A 20,346-nucleotide genomic window follows, 5' to 3' on the forward strand; every position below is an offset into this window, starting at 1 on the left:
ACATATATTCTATCTCCATCCGGGATCTTCCAGCCTCCGGATGGAGGGCCTTTTTTACCGGTAAAAACAGGGGAAAATCAAGGCCCGGTATAATAAAATTTCTTTTAAAAATTATAAAAAATTCTGTTGACATGACCCTTTCAAAAGGGTATAATACTCCTTGTGAGATTTGTCCGGAAACCACTAGCCCCGGAGGAAGGACAGACTTGCGGCTCTGTTTTTTATTCAGGAGGAATCATTCATAATGAAAACGACATTTATGGCCAATGCGGGAAACATTACCCGTAAATGGTATATCGTAGATGCTGCAGGACTGACCGTAGGCCGCCTCGCTGCCAACGTTGCCAAAGTTCTGTCCGGCAAAAATAAACCAACTTATACACCTCATGTGGATACCGGCGACAATGTAGTTGTAATCAACGCAGACAAAGTCGTATTCACCGGCAAGAAAGAACTGAAGAAAGTTTACTTCCACTACACCGGTTACATCGGTGGTGACAGATACCAGAAAGCTGGCGACGCTCTCCGCGAAAAACCGGTCTGGGTTGTAGAACACGCAATCCGCGGCATGCTTCCGAAGAACAAGCTTGGCGCTCAGATGTATCGTAAGCTTCATGTTTATGCAGGCGCAGAACATCCGCATGCAGCTCAGAAACCTGAAGAATTAAAGTTTGATATCCGTTAACCGGAAGGGAAGGAAATAAGAAATGGCAGAAGCTACATACTACGGCACCGGCCGCAGAAAGACATCCGTTGCCAGAGTCCGTCTGGTACCGGGACAGGGTAACATCACTATCAATGGCCGTGAACTGAAGGATTACTTCGATCTGGCTACTCTCGAACTGATTATTAAACAGCCGCTGGAACTGACTGGCACTACTTCCGCATATGACGTGATCGCTAACGTTAAAGGCGGCGGCCGTACAGGTCAGGCAGGTGCCATCCGTCATGGCATCTCCCGTGCACTGCTTGACGTTGATGCAGACTACAGAAAAGTTCTCAAGAGCGCAGGTCTCCTGACCCGTGATCCGAGAATGAAAGAACGTAAGAAATACGGTCTCAAAAAAGCAAGAAAAGCAAGCCAGTTCTCCAAACGTTAATCATTGGAATACAGACTTCAAAAGGACATCCGATTGGGTGTCCTTTTTTACTGGATAAAATAGAGGCATTCGTGCTGATCGTGATTCGTGAATCGTGGTTCGTGATTCGTGGAGGTGGTGCCCCTGGCAGGATACCCGGTTTGTTATCCCTTTCATTTCTGCCGCTTCGCAATGTAGCCATAAATGGTATTCATGTCGTATAATAAAAAGGAAATATAATTCCAGGAGGTATAATATGGTACCGGTTATGTCTGCAGAAGATATACATGATGCTACAGAGACGTTTGCCCGATATGGTGTGCCTGCTGACCGCATATTTAATGAGGTCATGCGTGCGAGGTATCTGGACTACGTTCTTTTTTTAAATCCTGAAAATGTACAGTATGGCATTTCCATCGATGATCTGTATGAAAATATGAAGAAAACCTCAGACCGCCTCGGCATGTATGAAGGCGATGAGGATACGTATGTCAAAGCCTATACGCTGGCTCTCCGGGTGGATCCCATGGTCTTTGCGCCGGACATTCCGGAAGGAAATGAAAAGCTTCAGCTCCTTCTGGCAGAAGCGGTGGAAAAGGCAAAGAAGGCGGAAAGTACGGTGCTTTTCAGCGGAGTTGAAGGGTACATGATCTACCTGGCCCATATTGCGGACCAGCTGCCGGATAAGCGTCTTGCCTTTGCCGTAAAAGATGAAATATGGAAGAAACGGCTCCAGCTTGTATTTCCCAGATGCCGCCTCATGCTGACTCGTGAACTTTCAGAAGATACCCAGAAATATGACTATATTTTCAATCTGGAAACGGAAAAGCTGGAAAATACAAAAGAAGAGCTGAACCTTCTTTCCGCAAAAGGATTACTGGATACGCTTATTCCTGTTGAGGATATGAAGGATGATACTCCGACCGTAAAAGACTTCATGGCAGATTCGGGAAAACTTTCGGGCTTCTATAATCTCGAGGCCGGGGGTAAAGAATATGATTTCCTCCGCTTTATCCCTCAGTCAGAAAAAGTCTCCTTCGGGGAAGCTGATTTCTCAGAAGGTACTTTCAAGACTGATGAGAAACTTTCTCTTCCCTATGAATCTTTTAAAGAGGCAGGGGAATGGAATTATGACGTCTATGCTTTCAATGGCTCTCCTGCCATTCAGGCCATTCTGTCAGCCAATGTGCTTCAGATGGAGCATACGGTGGAAGATGAATTTGCACCGGTCGGAGCAAAGCCTCTTACAGCCGGAACCTATGCCCTGCTGCAGGCGGAAAATATGGAAGATTACGGCATCGACCTTTCCGGGGTAATAGAAGGTACCCTGGATGAGGGAGATGAAGCAGTACTTCTTGAAGGGGGAGATCTGGCTCTTACCCTTTACCGTGGAAAATTTATTATGGCGGTGGTACCTGAAGGATTGCAGCTTCTCGCAGGCGATGGGATTTATGGATTCCGCAGCCGCCATGCGTATACGGCCAATTTCCTGAAACTTTATCTTGACGGACCGGTAGGCCATCTTTTCCTGGAAAATATGAAAGCAGGAAAAGGGTATAATGTGACGCAGTCAAGGATCCTTCGGACGCCCCTTCCTTCCGTGGACAAAGAAATCATTGATAAAGCAGATATTCTCTGCAGAAATACGATTTCCGCCCTGGCAGCGGCAGAAAAGAAATGGAAAGACGCCAAACGTCTTTCTGTGGGACTTATGATGGGAAATAAATTCTGAGGAGGCTTCTATGAAACTGGTTCTTGCGACTCACAATAAAGGGAAAATCAGAGAATTTCAGAAAGCTTTTGCCGGAATCGGCTGGGAGGCTGTGCCGGTAGCGGATGTGTCCGACGCGCCGGATCCGGAGGAGACAGGGACTACTTTTGAAGAAAATGCACTGCAGAAGGCTCATTATTATGCAAAAGCCACAGGCCTTCCCGTGCTTTCTGATGATTCCGGAATCGTGGCGGATATCCTTGGCGATAAACCGGGCATTTATTCCGCCCGTTATGCCGGTCATCATGGAGATGACGAAGCAAATAATCAGAAACTGATTAAGGACCTTGCTCCTTATTCCGGGGAAGACAGGAAAGGTCATTATGTATGCGTGGTGGCTCTCGTGTGGCCGGACGGGAAGGAACTGACGGCCGAAGGCAGCTGCTATGGCATAATCCGCGATTTTTATCAGGGAACCGGCGGATTCGGTTATGACCCGCTCTTTTATCTTCCTGAATATGGCAAGACCATGGCAGAACTTCCCATGGAGGAAAAGAATAAAATCAGCCACCGCGGCCGGGCACTCCGCAGGCTTCTCGCAAAACTGGCCGATGAGCCGAAGAACTGATATTTCTAAAAACATATAGAGATTACACTTATTTATATATAAAAGGTATACATGTTGTAAAAGTATTTTCAAAACAGGTAACCTTATGGTATAATTGGAATGTTCCATTCCAGAACTGAAAAGGGGTGGCACTCTACTGATGAAAAAAAGCAAGTTAAAACTTTTTGGTTTCAACAATCTGACAAAAACCTTAAGCTTCAATATGTACGACATCTGTTATGCCAGCACAGAAGAAGAGAGGAATAAATACATCGCCTACATCGATGATGAGTACAGTGCCCCGCGGCTGACAGAGGTCCTGAAGGAAGTGGCCTCCATGATCGGCGCACAGATCCTCAATATTGCGCAGCAGGACTATGACCCTCAGGGGGCCAGCGTGACCATGCTGATTGCGGAGGAGGAAGTGGAAAAGACAGGACCGGAGAAGCAGGATGTGGTGGCTCACCTGGACAAGAGCCATATCACAGTCCATACCTATCCGGAAATGCATCCCCAGGACGGCATCTGCACATTCCGTGCGGATATCGACGTATCTACCTGCGGCAAGATTTCGCCGCTTAAAGCGCTGAATTTCCTGCTCCGTTCCTTTGATGCGGATATCGTCATCACGGATTACCGGGTGCGGGGATTTACGAGGGATGTGAACGGAAAAAAGATTTTCATCGATCACCGCATCAATTCCATCCAGAATTATATGGCGCCGGACCTTCGTCACAAGTATGACATGATTGACGTGAATGTGTACCAGGAAAATATTTTCCACACCAAAATGATCCTTCATGATTTCCGGCTGGATAATTACCTGTTTGATGTAAAGGAAAAGGATCTGGACCGGAAACAGGTCAAACAGATCCGCCGCCTTTTGAAGCAGGAAATGTATGAAATTTTCAACGGCAGAAATATGCCGGCTATCAGAGATTGAGTCATCCATATTATTTTAAGGAGGAAAAAAATGGATACAGCAAAACTCAAGGAAGAAGCCATTGCGCTCAGAAAAGAAAAGCACCAGATGATTACTACGGCTCTCAATGCCCCCATGAACGACGGCCATGATCTGGCAGTTGTTTATACCCCGGGTGTTGCCGCTCCGTGCCTCGAAATCAAGAAAGATGAAGATCTTTCTCTGGAAATGACCTGGAGAGGCAATGTCGTAGCGGTTATTTCCGATGGAACCCGCGTCCTTGGCCTCGGTGATATCGGACCGGCTGCTTCCATTCCGGTTATGGAAGGCAAATCCGCTCTGTATAAGAGATTCGGAAATATTGACGCTATTCCGATTGTAATCAACACTAAAGATAAGGATGAATTTATTCATACCGTACAGCTTCTGGAAAAATCTTTCGCCGGCATCAACCTGGAAGACCTCTCTTCCCCCAAATGCTACGATATCGAAGATGAACTGAAGAGATCCATGAATATTCCGGTATTTCATGATGACCAGCATGGTACCGCCATTGCAGCCCTGGCAGCACTCCTTGGTGCCCTCAAAGTCACCGGCAAGAAGATTGATGAAATCAAAGTTGTCATGAATGGCGCAGGCGCAGCAGGCAGCGCTATTGCCCGTCTCCTTCTGGAAGATGGCGTAAAACCGGAAAATATGACCATCCTCAATTCCAAAGGCATCCTCTATGATAATGGCAAGCGTGACCGTATCCAGCTGGAACTGATTAAGAAATGCAATCCGGAAAACAGACAGGGAACCTTTGCTGATGCAGTCAAAGGCGCTGATGTCCTCATCGGCTGTTCCGCTGCCGGCGCATTCAACAATGATGCTATCAGAACCATGGCTGACCACAGCATCGTATTTGCCATGGCAAACCCGGTGCCTGAAATCATGTATGAAGAAGCAATGGAAAAAGGCGTTTACATTTATGGCTCCGGCAGAAGCGATATGCCGAACCAGGTTAACAACTCCTCCGTATTCCCGGGGCTCTTCCGTGGTGCTCTGGATGTAAGAGCTCGCCAGATCAATGAAGAGATGAAACTGGCTGCCGCTCATGCGCTGGCTGATCTTGCAGCTACTTGCGAATATATGGATGCCAACCATGTAGTCGTTGACGTATTTGATGAAAGAGTACCGTTTGTCGTAGCCAAAGCTGTAGCAAAAGCAGCTATCGCTTCCGGCGTGGCAAGAGCAAAAGAACTTCCGGAAAAATATAGAGACTGATTTCTGAATAAAAATAAAAAAGCCGTGAGACAGGAATTCCTGCTTACGGCTTTTTATTTTACCTTTTCAGGAAATTTAAGGAGTTCTTCCGGCTTAAACTATTGGTTTGACGATGCAGTTTATGGGGCCATTGCCCAAGGGGGCGATGAAGTATATAATAGATTTCATAAAGAATGGAAAAGTGTTCGTTGGAAAGGACTGCCTCATGGGTTTTATGAATCGTATTTCTTCTTATCTTCATAAAGACGGTATGTATATGCCGGAAGAAGAAAAGGCCGGAAAAATAGATAAAGGAGCCCTTGCGATTCTCCGCGCTCTTGTAGAGGACGGAAAAGAAGCTTATGTGGTGGGCGGCTGCGTGCGTGACCTTTTCATGGGGAGGACTCCCAATGACTGGGATATTACCACTTCTGCCAGACCGGAAGAAACCATGGCTGTGGCAGAGAATTGCGGCTGGAAAGCGGTGGATGGGGGCGGCCGCCGGTTTGGTACGGTCATTATCGTGCTGGACGGGAGAAATTATGAGGTGACTACTTTCCGAAAGGAATTTTATGGCGCTGATTCCCATCGGCCGGAGAGTGTTTCTTTTGCAGAAACGTTAAAGGAAGATGTTTCCCGCCGGGACTTTACAGTGAATGCCATGGCCCTTGACAGTCATGGCATGCTTTATGATTTCTTTGGCGGATTAAAAGATCTGGGAAATAAAAAGCTTCGTACCGTAGGCGATTCCTCACAGCGGTTCCGGGAGGATGCGCTGCGCCTGTTCCGTGCCTGCCGCTTTCTGGGACAGCTCGACTTCATGGCAGATAAATCCCTCGTGGATGGTATGAAAGAAGCTTATCCGCGGGTGTCGGGACTTTCTCTGGAGCGGGTGAGAGATGAAATAGATAAACTCATCGTTTCTCCTCATGCGGCCCGGGGCTTTGATCTCATGGTGCGCATGGGACTCAATGAAACTTCCTGCCGTTTGAAAGTGAATGGAGAATATAAGGAAATCCCCATCCTTCCGGAATTATCCCATCTGGTAGGTCTGCCGCAGCAGAAGGAATTTCATAAGTTTGACGGCTGGTATCATACGCTGGCCGTGCTGGAAGCATCAAAACCGGTACTTCTCAACCGCTGGGCGGCGCTCCTTCATGATGTGGGAAAAGGGATGCCCGGCGTGCGGGCCATCCGCAAAGGCAGGTATACCGATTATGGGCATGATACAAAAGGCGCCGAAATGGCGAGAGATATCCTTATCCGCTGGCAGAGGCCTGCCCGTTTTACGAATCATGTGGTATGGCTCGTGGAAAATCATATGAAATTTCATTATTTTGCCAATTTTGAAGAAGCCAATGCGGTGAAATGGGTTCACACCCTGGCGAGGGAAAAAGCATTTCCCTCATCCCGGGAGCTCTCGGAAGCTTTTGAAGAGATGACGGATCTGGGCAACGCGGATATTATAGGCTGCGGCCGTCCCCTTTCAGCGACGGAAGGTCATACGGCTTTCGGCAGGTATATGCAGGATCTGGCGATGACCATTCCGGTTTCTTCCCATGAGCTTAATTACGATAAGGAAGTACCGAAGGTACTGGAAGGCCATGCAGCTGATGGTATGGCCAATCTCCTTCTACGCGTGCAGAACGGGGATCTGGAAAATACGCCGGAAGCACTGTATGATGCGGCCAGGCGGTATGTGAGGAGGAGATCATGAAGAGAGTCACACCGGGGAAACTGATGAGGAAAAGGAGCATCTGGCTGTACGGATTTCTTTTCCTGATCGGGATTGCCCTTATATTGCGTCTCCTCTGGGTGCAGGTGGTGCAGGGACATCGCTATGAGGAAATGGCTATCAATCAGACCGCCGGCCTGCAGACTCTCTATTCCCCGAGAGGTACGATTTATGACAGAAATGGCAGGGAACTTGCCTTTTCTGTCATGGTGAAATCCCTCTTTGCAGATCCCGGCATTATGAATGTGAGTCCTGAGGAAGCTGCCAGGGAACTGGCTCCCCTTCTACATAAAGATGAGGCGCGTTTAGCCCGGGATTTGTCGGAGGATACCCGGTTCGTGTGGCTGGAACGGGTGATGGATCCGGAAGATTCCGATAAAGTCATTGAACTGATCAAAAAAAATAAATGGCAGGGCTTTGCTTTTGTGGACGAGAGTCGCCGCTTCTACCCCAACGGTGCGATGGCAGCCAATGTGCTTGGCTTTGTAGGCCTTGATGACAAGGGACTGGATGGACTGGAAATGTCTCTCGATTCCCTCATTAAAGGCGGAGAAAACAAACAGAAAATCCTGACCGATGCCAGAGGCAATCCGATCCTGAAATCCGCTATGGCTCCTTACAAGGCAAAGAAAGAGAAGTCCGTATATCTGACCATCGACCAGAATATCCAGTTTTATGCGGAAAGAGCCCTGGACCGGGCTATGGCCTCCACCCATGCCAACGGGGGAATCATCATTGTCATGGATCCGAAAACCGGGGATATCCTGGCCCTGGGGAATCGTCCTTCTTACGATCCAAATCATTTTGATAAAGCGACAGAGGCTGAATTCAAGAACAGGGCAGTGGTGGATATTTATGAACCCGGTTCCACATTCAAGCCGATCATTGCAGCCGCTGCTCTGGAAGCGGGTACCTATGATACGGAAAGGGTCTGGCACGATCCCGGTGAGGTCTGGGCCTCCGGACATGCCATCCGGAACTGGAATGATGAACCTTATGGTGATGTACGGCTGGTAGATATTATCAAATTCTCCATCAATACCGGTTTTGCCCATATCGGTCTTCTGACCGGCGGAGAAACCTTGACAAAATTTGCCAAAGCTTTTGGCTTTGGTGAACCTACGGGCATTGAATTTCCCGGTGAGGGAAGCGGTATCCTTTTCAATCCGAAAGATATGCGGGCCATCGATGTGGCGACCATGTCCATCGGGCAGGGCATAGCCGTGACTCCCCTCCAGATGGTACAGGCTTACAGCGCCCTTGCCAATGGCGGTAAAATGGTAAAGCCGCATATCATCGATGCCATTAAAAATCCAGATGGTACCGATTATCAGGTGACACCGGTCGATTTCATCGGCACACCGGTTTCTGAAAAAACAGCAAATGACGTCAAAGATATGATGGAAAAGGAAATATCTGAAGGCGGCGGTAACAATGCCCAGGTTCCGGGTTATCATATGGCCGGCAAAACAGGTACGGCCCAGAAAATCGATGCCCGGTATGGCGGTTATCTGAAGAATCAGTATATCGCCTCATTCTGCGGATTTGGCCCGGTAGAGGATCCGAAAGCCATCTGCCTTGTAGTCCTTGATACGCCGAAAGGCGCCTTTTATGGAAGCCAGGTCGCAGCGCCGGTATTCAAGGAAGCCATGACGCAGATCATGCGCTACCTCAAAGTGCCTACGATTGAAGATAAAGAGGTCCATGCAAAACCGAAGAACCGGGATATTGAGCTGTACAAGCCGAAACTTCCACCGGAAAATGCAAAAGAATTCCGCCTCCCCAGCTTTACCGGCTGGTCCATGCGGGATGTGGGCGAATGGCTCACCAGGGCAGGTCTTGGCTTCCAGCCGGAAGGCAGCGGATTTGCAGACAGCCAGTCCCCGGGAATCGGCGCCAAAGTCAGGAGAGGGGATAATGTGAAAGTTCATTTCACCCATCATGACTGACGGCAGGATGGAAATATTAATTAAAAAAATTCAATTTCAAAAAAGCTGTGAAGATGCAGGAACATTTTCACAGCTTTTATTTTTTATGGAGGGAAAAACGATGTAAAAAGATTGAAAAATTTAATAATGCCATGGCTTTTACAGCTCGTAAAATTCCATGATAACTATGCTATAATTAAAACAGATAGCTATTTTCTTATTTCAACATGTTTTTATTCAAGGGGGAAAGTAAGAATGTTAAGCGATATTGAAATTGCGCAGAGAGCAGAAATGAAGCCGATCACGGAAATCGGCGCTTCCATCGGCATTCCGGCGGAAGATCTGGAAAATTACGGCCCTTACAAGGCTAAAATTTCTCTGAAATTTACCAAGGAACTGGAAAAGAAACCGATGGGCCATCTCATTCTGGTGACCGCTATTTCCCCGACTCCGGCAGGCGAAGGCAAGACGACTACGACTGTAGGTCTCGGACAGGCACTGGCTCTCCTTGGAAAGAAGACCATGATCTGCCTTCGTGAACCGTCCCTCGGGCCCTGCATGGGCATCAAAGGCGGCGCAGCCGGCGGCGGCTACTCCCAGGTCGTACCGATGGAAGATATCAACCTCCATTTCACAGGAGACCTGCATGCTATCACTGCTACCCATAACCTTTTGGCAGCCATGGTGGACAACCATATCCAGCAGGGCAATGTCCTTGGCATCGATCCCAGAAGAGTAGTCTGGAACAGGGTCATGGATATGAATGACCGTGTACTTCGTCATATCGTAGTCGGCCTTGGCGGTCATCCGGATGGTGTACCCAGAGAAGGCAGCTTCGATATTACCGTAGCTTCTGAAATCATGGCCATCCTCTGCCTGGCAACTTCCATCAGGGATATGAAGGAGCGGTTTGCAAAGATTATCGTCGGCTATACCTATGATAATAAGCCGGTTACCGCAGGAGACATCCATGCCCAGGGCGCTATGGCAGCCCTTATGAAGGATGCCCTGAAACCGAACCTCGTCCAGACACTGGAACATGTACCGGCCTTCATTCACGGCGGACCGTTTGCGAATATTGCTCACGGCTGCAACTCCATCCTGGCTACGAAAACAGCTCTCCACCTGGCTGACTATGTAGTTACGGAAGCCGGTTTCGGCGCTGACCTGGGCGCTGAAAAATTCCTGGATATCAAGTGCCGTTTTGCAGGCCTCAAACCGGAAGCGGCTGTCCTCGTAGCAACTATCCGGGCTCTCAAGATGAATGGCGGTAAGGCAAAGAATGAACTTACCGAATCGGATCCGGAGGCCGTGAAGAGAGGCCTGCCGAACCTCCTGCGTCATATTTCCAACCTGAAGAAATACGGCCTGCCGGTAGTGGTAGCTCTCAATATGTTCCCTGCTGATACTCCGGAAGAAAAGAAAGTCATCGAAGATGCCTGCAAAGAAGCAGGAGTCGAAGTGGCCGAATCCACGGTATTCGTCAACGGCGGTAAAGGCGGACTCGAACTGGGCGGAAAAGTCCTGGCTGCTCTTGAAAAAGGCTCCGATTATAAACCGCTCTATGATGTGAACCAGCCGCTCAAGGCAAAGATTGAAACCATTGCGAAAGAAATTTACGGAGCAGCCAATGTTCAGTATGACAGCGCTGCTGAAAAAGAACTGAAACACATTGAAGAAATGGGATTCAGGGATGTGCCTGTCTGCATCGCAAAGACTCCGGCATCCTTCACCGATGATCCCACAAAACTTGGCGCACCCACCGGCTTTACTCTTCATGTAAGAGAAGTCCGCCTTTCCGCAGGCGCAGGATTTGTAGTCGTTCTTACCGGCAAAGTCATGACCATGCCAGGACTTCCGAAACGTCCTGCAGCAGAACGGATTGACGTCGATGATGACGGAAATATTACGGGGCTCTTCTGATGGCACTGGTTCTGGATGGCAAAGAAACCGCAGAGCACCTGAAAGGGGTTCTTAAAGAGAGACTGGAAGCTTTGCGGGCCAGAGACTATGAACCCAAACTGGCCATCATCCTGGCAGGAAGCAGCAAACCTTCCGCCATGTATGCGTCCTTCATGCAGAAAGTGGCCAAAGGCTATGGCATGGGAGCGGATATTTTCCGCAAAGGCGATGACGTGACAGAAGAAGAGCTGGGAAAGCTCATTACCGATTTGTCTAAAGACAGGAAATACACGGGCATCCTTATGATGATGCCTCTTCCGAAGGGTATTTCCGAAGAAAAGATGATTGCCCTCATCCATCCGGATAAAGATGTGGACGGACTCACCGATACCAATGCAGGCCGTCTCTCCTGCGGAAAGGCAGGACTCTTTGGATGTACGCCGAGAGCCGTCATGGCCATTCTTGATTATTACCATATCGATATTGACGGTAAAAAAACAGTGGTCATCGGCCGGAGCAATGTCATCGGGAAACCGGTGTCCCTTATGCTCCTGAAGAAAAATGCCACGGTCACCATCTGCCATTCCCATACGAAGAATCTGGCAGAAATCACCAGGGAGGCAGATATCCTGGTAGCTGCCGTGGGTCATGCGAACTGCGTGACAAAAGATATGGTGAAACCGGGAGCCGTAGTCATTGACGTAGGCATCAACCGGGTAGAAGGAAAAACGGTAGGCGACGTAGATTACGAAGGAGTTTCCGAAATCGCCGGAGCCATCACTCCCGTTCCCGGAGGAGTAGGAAGCGTTACGACCACTATGGTGATTGAAAATATCATTGCAGCCGGAGAGAAACAGCTGGCACAGTAATATTTCCTCCAAGAAATCAAAAAGAATGTACCGATTTGTCTTCGGTACATTCTTTTTCTTTGTATTCTGTGGTAAAATGGATAGGACTTTTCTGGAGTTCTCTTCATTTATGATAGAAAGGAAATATATGGAAACCAATGCAGTGACCAAAGTGGTGACCGATGAAATCAGCATCACCGCCAAATTTATCGGAGATATGAAAATGTTTGTCCTGAATAAGGGGATGGACATCGTGGAAGCCATCATCCTTTTCTGTATCGGCTACATCATCTGCCGGTATATTAGAAAAGTGGTGGAACACATCCTGGACCGCTCCAAGGTGGATCCGTCGGCAAAGACATTTATTTCCGATATCATTTATTTCTTCTGCCTCGCGATTGTGACCATTGTGGCCCTGGGGACTGCCGGAGTCGCCGCAGGGACCCTGGCCGCTGCATTTGGCGGCATCGGTCTTGCCATTGGCCTTGGTCTTAAAGATAATATCGGAAACGTGGCTTCCGGCATTTTCATCCTTATCTTCCGGCCTTTCAAGGTGGGCGATTATGTGTCTATCGGAGGCGCCCAGGGAACGGTAAAGGAAATCAGAATTATGTACACCAATGTGGCTACCTTAAGCAACCAGATGATCGTCTTCCCGAATTCCAAACTCATCAGCAGCGTCATCACCAACTATTCCGCTTTTGAAACGAGAAATTTGGAATTTACTTTCGACGTAGGCTATGATACGGACCTTCGTAAATGCATTGCCCTCCTGAAAGAAGTCTTTACCGCCAATGATTATGTACTAGACAAAGAAAATCTTGCCATCTTCGTGAATTCCATGGCAGAATCTTCCATCAAAATCTACGTACGGGCCCAGGTGGACCGGGTCAAATATTTCGATGCCCAGAATGATCTCTATATCAAAGTCAAAGAGGCCTTTGATGAAGCAGGTATCGATATTCCCTTCCCCCAGGTGGTCATCCATCAGGCAAAAGACTAAAGCCGGATAGAGACGGATATCTTTTTGACCATCATAAAACTATCCGGACAGAGTTAAAAATTTTACAAATCACCAGATCAATCCTTATACCCGCTTTGCCACTCCCATCGGAGCAGCAAAGCGGGTATAATCATGTGGGACATGCTATGGATTGCGTCAGGAGATATCTTCCACCTGCCTGGAAAAGTCCCATAAAAAAAGCACTGCAAAAGCAGCGCCGCTTTCCCGAAATCTCCAATCCAAAAATGGAAATGGACGCAAACTATAAAACAGATGAATAACACAAAAAATCCAGCCGAAAGACCGGGAAATCCAGGAATAGCAGTATGCAATCAATCGGCTGCAGGGACTTTGGCCTGAACATGCAGGGACGGAGCTGCCGTATGAACAGTGGTGGCCGACAAGTTTTTCATGTCGTGAGAGAACTGTGTAATTCTGGAATTTCCTGTCTTTCGACCGGATTTTGTTTTGGTTTTTGTTTCTTGCGCGCAAGGGAGCTTTGAAAAAATTAATCGGATCCATCCTTCCGCCCGCTTCGATCGATTTGTGTACATACAGGTTTTTGAAGAATTTCTCCGGAGCTCTTTCTCATCGCTCTGCCTATATAGTACAAAAAGAGGAAAATATTTTTGCAGAATTTAAATAAAATTTTTCTATATGCATTTCACATTTTCATTTATAGCAAGTAAGTGAAAATGTGATGAAAGGGGAAGGAACCGGGTAAGGATAAAATCAGATGGATCAGAAAATCATGCCGGACCTTTGCTCCTTTACGGCGTGCATTTTCATGCTTTATGAATGGAAAAAGTGCTACGGAGAAATGGCATCGAGAGCCTTTAAAATCAGACTCAATATCAGCTGCGGCCTGATTTTCAGCGCTTTAGTACTTTTGGGATGCCTTGTGCATGAAATGAATTATTCCCAGGTAACCGGGAAGTTTGTTTTTTTCGTATATTTCTTTGTATGGGGCATACTATTTCCGATAGCCGTCTTGTATGGTAACAGGATTAAAATACTCAATGCAGAGTACAGGAAAAAATATGAGGGCATGGATTTGCCCCGGGACTACAGCCGCTGGGTAGACTTCGGGAAAATAAGTGCGGTACCGATAGTTCTTTGGATTGTATTTTTACTATTTTTGGTACTGTATGAATGATCCGTAGAGGATTCAATGATTATGAAAAGTTGGAATAAACCGCTCTGACCGATAGATGGAAACCGGTGAGATGAATCATCTGAAGGACTGTCGGTCATCCTGTATGGGATAGGAAGTTCTATGAATAGATATTTTACCCCCGGCAGCCTCATTGGTTTAGTCGGCCTGGTGCTGGGGACGATTGCATTACTTATAGATTTTGAACCTGTATTTCCACTTTTTTCCTCTCATTGACATCCTAAAGGAGTAATGCTATACTCGAATCAATATAAAACCGATGAACGGGGAGAGTAGTAAAGAAGGAGCCATTCAAGGGAGCCGGGGAGAGTGGGAGTCCGGCATGGCGGTCTTTATGAATGGGCCCGGGAGGCGCAGCTTCGAGCCGTGCGGGGTAGAGGCTGACGGAAAGCTTCCGTTACAAGAATGAGCCGGACTTATGTCAATTTGGGTGGTACCGCGGAAATATTCCTTTCGTCCCTTTGCTGAGAGCAGAGGATGAAGGGATTTTTTAATTTCTATTTTTCAGGAGGTTATTATGGAACAGGTCAGGGATGTATCAGAGCTTGTCTACACCAAGGCGAGAGGGGGTAAATTCCGCTGGCTCACCATTTCTACATTGATGCTGGCTATCGGCATGATTCTTCATCTTGTATCACCGTCGGTTTTCGGCTTTACGCCGAACTGGATGATTGCCTGCTATGTGGTGGCCATCCTTCTCACAAAGCCTAGCTACAAGCAGTGCCTGGGAATCTGTATGGTAGCGGCCCTTATGGAAGTCTTCACTTCCAAATCTGCTTTCCCCTATGGCGACTTTGCTTCTGAATTCTTCGGCGCCTATGTGGCCGGTTTCTTTGTCCACTCTGTGCCGCCCATTAAAATCGGGAAGCTTTCTCTCCGCCCAATGCTGGCAGGTTTTGTGACCACCATCGTTTCCGGCTGGACTTTCCTGTCCATCCTGACCCTGGTCATGGGGATTCCCCTCAAGGTTTATCTCTATGGCATGATGCCGGCCCTTTTCTTCATTGCTATCGGCAATGCTGTTATTACACCATTTCTTTATTTCCCGGCTTTGAAACTTTTCAAGTCCATGCACTACATGGCTGAATCGGATGTGGAAGACAGCGATCATTCCGGACTGGTATTAAAGCAGCAGAAGGAAGGAGTCATCAGTGTGGAACATCTGACTCATACTTATCCTTTCGCTAAGGAACCGGCCCTGAAAGATGTGAATCTTTCCGTCGAAAAGGGAGATTTCATCGTTATTACCGGACCAAACGGCGCAGGAAAGACGAGCCTTCTCATGTCTATGGCAGGTGCCATTCCCCAGTACTATGGGGGAACCATGCAGGGGATGGTTTTCACTGACGGAAAAGCTGTGACACAGCATACCATTGCTGATCTCGCTTCTTCTATCGGTGTCATTCTTTCCGATTATAAAGCCCAGATCGTTACCCTTACGGTAGGGGAGGAAATGGCTTTTACCCTGGAAAACCATGGTTTCCCGCCGGATGAAATCAGGCGCCGTTCCAGGGAAGCGCTGAAAAAAGTCCATCTGGACGGACTGGAAGAAAGAAAAGTTTCCACCCTTTCCGGCGGTCAGTCCCAGAGACTGGTGGCGGCTGCAGTTCTGGCCGAAGAACCGGATGTCCTGGTTTTCGATGAACCGACTTCCGCCCTGGATCCGGAAGGAATTCGCGAATTTTATGAAATGGTGGGCGAACTCAATCAGAAAGAAGGACTCACCGTTATTGTGGCTGAACATCATCTGGAAGCGGCCCTTCCCTATGCGACAAGATTTGTGCTCATGAATAAGGGTGAAATCGTGAGCCAGGGAAATCCCGAGAAAGTTATGCGGGCCATGGCGGAAAATCACATTTACGAAGAGGCCATTCCCGACATGTACAGGGCTCAGCTGGAACTGGAAAAAGAAGGAATTACTTTTGACAAGCCATTCCTGAATATTAAGGATGCACAGTATTCGGTGAATGAATATTTCGCAGAAGGAGGGGAAACACATGCTTGAGATGAAAGATATCTGCTTCCGGTATACAAAAAATACACCGATCATACTGGATCATGTGAATCTCACCTTCGATAAAGGAGAATTCGTGGCCATTACCGGCCGAAACGGTTCCGGGAAAACGACCATTACAAGAATTCTCACAGGCCTTGAAAAACCGGAATCCGGCAAAGTCCTCTTTAACGGAAAAGACGTGACAAAGGAAGATGCGGCCCGCCGCAGCCGGTTTATCGGCTATGTGTTCCAGCAGCCGGACCGCCAGATGTTTATGCCAACAGTCCGTGAAGAAATCGCCTTTGGCCCCTTCCATCAGGGAAAAAGGGGAGAAGAACTGGAAGAAGCTATCACTAAGGCTATGGAAGATACAGATACTACGGCCATGGCTGATGAATATCCAAGAACCCTTTCCAGAGGCGATCAGCAGAGAGTCGCCATTGCTTCTGCCCTTGCCATGAATACGGAATATCTGGTACTCGATGAACCGACGAGCGGACAGGACGGGCGCGAAAAGAAACGGCTGGTATCTCTTATGGAAAGTCTTCAGAAAAAAGGAATTACCATCATCCTTGTCACTCATGATATGGATATCGTGGCCAGAGACTGCACAAGAGTCATCGTTATTGCCAATAAAAAGGTGGCTTTTGATGATACGCCGGACATCCTCTTCTCCGATGCCAACCGGCCTGAAGACTGGGGCCTGGCCTATCCGCCTGCCGTCCTTCTGGGAAGACGCCTTCCCGGTTCTCCCTACTGCAGGGATATGGAATCATTCTGTAAAGAATTTCTGAAACTGAAAGGAGGTGCTTCCAGATGAGAAATCTTGTACCACTTACGAAAATTCTTCTGACTTTAGGGACTGCCGTATGGGCTATCGTTCTCAAACGGCCGGAAAGCCTCCTGGCCCTCTGCATTCTGGAAGTGCTGATCCTTTTGATTTCCAAAGAGCTTTTCAAAAATCTCAAAGCACTTATCATGCTGATTGTTTTTGCTGTTATGCTGGCAGCTATTGAAGTTTTAGGCGGAGGTACCTTGTATGAATCCGTCGTGGCAGCACTCCGCATGCTGGGCATGACCATTATTTTCATCTACCTTCTGGGAACTGTCAAACTGCAGGATCTGACCGCTTCCATGGTACGTCAGTTGAAAGTACCCTATGAATATGCTTTCATGTTCACTGCCGGTCTCCGTTTCATCCCCGATTTCATCGAGGAAAACCGGGCCGTGGCTGAAGCCCAGGCCTGCCGGGGCCTTGCGGTGAAGGGAAATTTCTTCAAGCAGGTCAAACGGTACATGTCCATCGTCCGTCCGCTTATGCTTCGTTCTTTGGGACGCAGCGAAACTATGGCTCTCTCCCTGGAACTCCGCGGATTCGGCGGCTCCAAACGAACCTTTATGGAAAGCGTAGCTCCGAAAGGAAAAGATTATTTCTTCATGGTCATTACTTTCCTCATCACTGTGGCTGTGATATATGCCCGTATCAGACTGGGATATTGAAATAGAAATAAAAAAGGCTGTGGAAATCCATGTTTCCACAGTCTTTTTGTGTTGGAAAAATTAACTGCAAATGGCAAAAGGCTAATAGCTAATGGCTAACTGCTAACGGCTGACCGCTGGCAACTACCGATTATCCACTTTTTCCGGATTCATGTCATGATGAAGGAGACGGAACCTTGCGAAATCTCTCCATTCAGTCCCCGGAATGCCATAGTTGCAGTAGGGGTCGATGGAAAGACCGCCGCGGGGGAGGAATTTGCCCCACACTTCGATATACCGCGGGCGGAGGAGACGGATGAGGTCCGTCATGATCATATTGACGCAGTCTTCATGAAAATCGCCGTGATTGCGATAGCTGAAAAGATACAGCTTCAGCGATTTGCTTTCCACCATGTACTTGTCAGGAATATAGGAAATATAAATGGTGGCAAAGTCCGGCTGCCCCGTCTTCGGGCAGAGACTTGTGAATTCAGGGCAGTTGAATTTGATGAAAAAATCCCTGTCTGTGTGTTTGTTAGGGATTCTTTCCAAAAGAGATGGATCGTAATCATACGTGTATTTTGTGTTTTTGCTGCCCAGCTGTTTTAATTCATCCAGGCCTTCTCGTTTTTCTGTCATAAGTACCTCGTATCAATAAAATTCTATGTAATATGTACTAAGAATATCACATCCGGGTTCATCTGAAAAGAGTTTTCCCCGCAGTCTCTCATATGATATGATTGAATCAAAAGCTTAAGGTTATATAAAAGGAGATTCGTATGATCCATAAAAGTGCAAAGACAGCGGCCATCCTCGCGGCATTTATGGCTTTGAACGGAACGGCAGTCCTGATTTCCGGCTGCGGGCAGGAAAAACAGGTGCAGGGAGAAAAGCTGACCGATGAAAATGGGAGAACTTATTACCTTATTAAAAATCCGGACGGTACGGAGACGGCCCGCTATGAGAATGGGGAGGAAGTGACTTTCCGCAGGGATGAGAATGATAATCTTCATTATATTTCCGGCATGTCCAATCTGCTTCCCCTCATGATGATGAGTTATTTCATGTTTCATGGCATGGGCGGCTGGTCGGGTCATTATGACAGGAATTCAGGCACTGTCATCAATGACCGTCCTGCCTATACGCAGCAGAAAAATCCGCAGTACGGAACGACCAATAGTGCAAAGCAGGCAAATCCTTCCTATAAGTCCGGCACTTCGTCCAATAAATCTACAGTAAAAGCACCCGCCGGCGGAAAGACAGGCTTTGGCGGGGCCGGCGTGAGAGGGGGAGCGTCCTGATGGAAAAGACTTTTATGGATGATATAGACCGTGAAATATTTCCTTACGTGGAGTACCCGGGCTATCCTTTCCGTTATCCCACTCACCTGCCCCTCATTATGGAACGGAAACAGTTGGAAGAAATACGGCGGGTAAGCGGCGACCTTTTTCAAATTTTTGTGAAGGCAGTCCGCCGGTTTCAGGAAATGAGCGATGATTTCTTTGATAGTATGGATATGCCGCCAAAAATGAAGCATTATCTCCATTCCGGAAATGCGCTGAAGGATCTTCCCACCTGGCTTTCTCGTTTTGACTTCGTCATTGATGAAAAGTCAGGCCGCATTCAGATGGTGGAAATCAATGCGGATACACCCTGCGCGGAAATCGAAGCTTACTATGCCAATGGAGTGGCGGCAAAATATTTCAAAAAGGACAATCCCAATTCCTTTGAAATGAACGGTCTTCGTAGTTTCATGATGGATGTGTACCTTCGCTGCTGCGGAACCATGAGTATGGCAGACCTTTCGGCTCATCCCATCCTTTTCAGCTGCTTTGATGATTATATCGAAGACTATGGGACTACCCTGTTCCTCATGAATGCCATGAAGGAAGCGGTGCCTCCGGATGTGCGGGACCATATCCTTTTTGAGTCTTTCTACAATCTGGCTATTATGCCTGACGGCTCTGTGGCTCTTCCTGATGGAAGGACCGTTTCTTTTCTCTATCGCATGCATCCCATGGAAATCCTCATTGAAGAAACGGCGGACCAGGATGGCTCTTCTCTGGGCGAGCTTATGATGGACGGGTACAAGGCAGGCAGATTTAAAATGATGAATCCTCCGGAATGTCTCATCATGCAGTCGAAGGGATTTCAGGCCCTTCTCTATGCTCTTATGGAAGAAGGAAGTTTCTTTAATGGAAAGGAAAAGGAAACGATCCGTAAATACATCCCGGAAAGTTATTTCCAGCGGGATTTCCGACTGGGAGATATGCCGGAAGATTCGGAGTGGATCCGAAAACCTATCTGGGGCCGCGAGGGAAAGGGCATTGAAATCATCAATGGCAGGGGGCAGGTCATTTACCGGAAAAAAGTGGAAGAACCGGAAGATGTGATCTGCCGGGACGGCGGATCGAACCTGGTCCAGCGTTTTGTGAACCAGCCGAGAATCGTGACGAAAACGGATGTGGGAATCCTGGAGGGATATATCACTCTTTCCTGTTTCATGCTGGGTGAAAAACCATCTGCTATCTATGCCCGGTTCAGCGAAGAAAAGATTGCAGGCAATGAAGCCTATTGGATTCCTGTATTGTACTGAAGTGAACATTTGGGATACTTTTGAACTCAAAAAATGGAACTTTATTTGTTAACGCACAAATGAAAACAGTTGACAAATAAATCATCCCCTCTTATAATGAATCCATACAGGAGGCGGATTA

18 protein-coding genes and 1 other annotated feature are annotated in these 20,346 nt (G+C 47.7%); of the genes, 17 read left to right on the forward strand and 1 reads right to left on the reverse strand.

Going from position 1 to position 20,346, the window contains the following annotated elements; translation table 11 throughout:
- Window positions 1–244: 244 nt before the first annotated feature.
- From rplM to QZN42_RS03660, 15 genes are all read left to right on the forward strand, one after another.
- The gene (gene rplM, locus QZN42_RS03590) at window positions 245–685 is read left to right on the forward strand and encodes a 50S ribosomal protein L13 (RefSeq protein ID WP_296954361.1); all 441 of its coding nucleotides are present in this window, start codon (window positions 245–247) and stop codon (window positions 683–685) included.
- A 22-nt stretch (window positions 686–707) separates the two neighbouring features.
- Entirely contained in the window at window positions 708–1,100 is a 393-nt protein-coding gene (gene rpsI, locus QZN42_RS03595; RefSeq protein ID WP_296954362.1) for a 30S ribosomal protein S9, read from the forward strand.
- Window positions 1,101–1,335: 235 nt separating this feature from the next.
- Window positions 1,336–2,811 (forward strand): hypothetical protein, encoded by a 1,476-nt coding sequence (locus QZN42_RS03600; protein ID WP_296954363.1) that lies wholly within the window; start codon window positions 1,336–1,338, stop codon window positions 2,809–2,811.
- A gap of 10 nt (window positions 2,812–2,821) precedes the next feature.
- Window positions 2,822–3,418, forward strand: a complete 597-nt coding sequence (locus tag QZN42_RS03605) for an XTP/dITP diphosphatase (protein ID WP_296954364.1) — start codon at window positions 2,822–2,824, stop codon at window positions 3,416–3,418.
- Window positions 3,419–3,557: 139 nt separating this feature from the next.
- Window positions 3,558–4,340: an adenosylmethionine decarboxylase gene (speD, locus tag QZN42_RS03610; RefSeq protein ID WP_296954365.1), complete on the forward strand. Its 783-nt coding sequence runs from the start codon at window positions 3,558–3,560 to the stop codon at window positions 4,338–4,340.
- A gap of 30 nt (window positions 4,341–4,370) precedes the next feature.
- Complete coding sequence (locus tag QZN42_RS03615) at window positions 4,371–5,585, forward strand: NADP-dependent malic enzyme (protein WP_296954366.1); 1,215 nt, start codon at window positions 4,371–4,373, stop codon at window positions 5,583–5,585.
- 145 nt (window positions 5,586–5,730) lie between these two features.
- The gene (locus QZN42_RS03620) at window positions 5,731–7,281 is read left to right on the forward strand and encodes a CCA tRNA nucleotidyltransferase (RefSeq protein WP_363916193.1); all 1,551 of its coding nucleotides are present in this window, start codon (window positions 5,731–5,733) and stop codon (window positions 7,279–7,281) included.
- Window positions 7,278–9,248, forward strand: coding sequence for a penicillin-binding protein (locus QZN42_RS03625; protein ID WP_296954367.1), 1,971 nt, complete (start codon window positions 7,278–7,280; stop codon window positions 9,246–9,248). The genes QZN42_RS03620 and QZN42_RS03625 overlap by 4 nt, the downstream gene beginning before the upstream one ends.
- Window positions 9,249–9,482: 234 nt before the next feature.
- The gene (locus tag QZN42_RS03630; RefSeq protein ID WP_296954368.1) at window positions 9,483–11,150 is read left to right on the forward strand and encodes a formate--tetrahydrofolate ligase; all 1,668 of its coding nucleotides are present in this window, start codon (window positions 9,483–9,485) and stop codon (window positions 11,148–11,150) included.
- Window positions 11,150–11,998, forward strand: a complete 849-nt coding sequence (locus QZN42_RS03635) for a bifunctional 5,10-methylenetetrahydrofolate dehydrogenase/5,10-methenyltetrahydrofolate cyclohydrolase (RefSeq protein ID WP_296954369.1) — start codon at window positions 11,150–11,152, stop codon at window positions 11,996–11,998. The genes QZN42_RS03630 and QZN42_RS03635 overlap by 1 nt, the downstream gene beginning before the upstream one ends.
- Window positions 11,999–12,107: 109 nt before the next feature.
- The gene (locus QZN42_RS03640; RefSeq protein WP_296954370.1) at window positions 12,108–12,980 is read left to right on the forward strand and encodes a mechanosensitive ion channel family protein; all 873 of its coding nucleotides are present in this window, start codon (window positions 12,108–12,110) and stop codon (window positions 12,978–12,980) included.
- A gap of 736 nt (window positions 12,981–13,716) precedes the next feature.
- Window positions 13,717–14,136, forward strand: a complete 420-nt coding sequence (locus QZN42_RS03645) for a hypothetical protein (RefSeq protein WP_296954371.1) — start codon at window positions 13,717–13,719, stop codon at window positions 14,134–14,136.
- Window positions 14,137–14,404: 268 nt separating this feature from the next.
- Window positions 14,405–14,618: a binding site (T-box leader), on the forward strand.
- A gap of 53 nt (window positions 14,619–14,671) precedes the next feature.
- Entirely contained in the window at window positions 14,672–16,159 is a 1,488-nt protein-coding gene (locus tag QZN42_RS03650) for a tryptophan transporter (RefSeq protein ID WP_296954372.1), read from the forward strand.
- Window positions 16,152–16,970, forward strand: a complete 819-nt coding sequence (locus tag QZN42_RS03655; RefSeq protein WP_296954373.1) for an energy-coupling factor ABC transporter ATP-binding protein — start codon at window positions 16,152–16,154, stop codon at window positions 16,968–16,970. Before QZN42_RS03650 ends, QZN42_RS03655 begins: the two co-directional genes overlap by 8 nt.
- On the forward strand, window positions 16,967–17,650 hold the full coding sequence (locus QZN42_RS03660; protein WP_296954374.1) for an energy-coupling factor transporter transmembrane component T: 684 nt from the start codon (window positions 16,967–16,969) through the stop codon (window positions 17,648–17,650). Before QZN42_RS03655 ends, QZN42_RS03660 begins: the two co-directional genes overlap by 4 nt.
- A 123-nt stretch (window positions 17,651–17,773) precedes the next feature.
- On the opposite strand, the gene queF is transcribed toward QZN42_RS03660, so the two are convergent.
- Complete coding sequence (gene queF, locus QZN42_RS03665) at window positions 17,774–18,268, reverse strand: preQ(1) synthase (RefSeq protein WP_296954375.1); 495 nt, start codon at window positions 18,266–18,268, stop codon at window positions 17,774–17,776.
- A 140-nt stretch (window positions 18,269–18,408) separates the two neighbouring features.
- Between queF and QZN42_RS03670 the strand changes: the two genes are divergently transcribed.
- Window positions 18,409–18,930, forward strand: a complete 522-nt coding sequence (locus QZN42_RS03670; RefSeq protein ID WP_296954376.1) for a hypothetical protein — start codon at window positions 18,409–18,411, stop codon at window positions 18,928–18,930.
- Window positions 18,930–20,225: a glutathionylspermidine synthase family protein gene (locus tag QZN42_RS03675; protein ID WP_296954377.1), complete on the forward strand. Its 1,296-nt coding sequence runs from the start codon at window positions 18,930–18,932 to the stop codon at window positions 20,223–20,225. The genes QZN42_RS03670 and QZN42_RS03675 overlap by 1 nt, the downstream gene beginning before the upstream one ends.
- The last annotated feature ends 121 nt before the right edge of the window (window positions 20,226–20,346 follow it).

This window comes from uncultured Dialister sp. (assembly GCA_900314595.1).
GTDB lineage: Bacteria > Bacillota > Negativicutes > Veillonellales > Dialisteraceae > Dialister.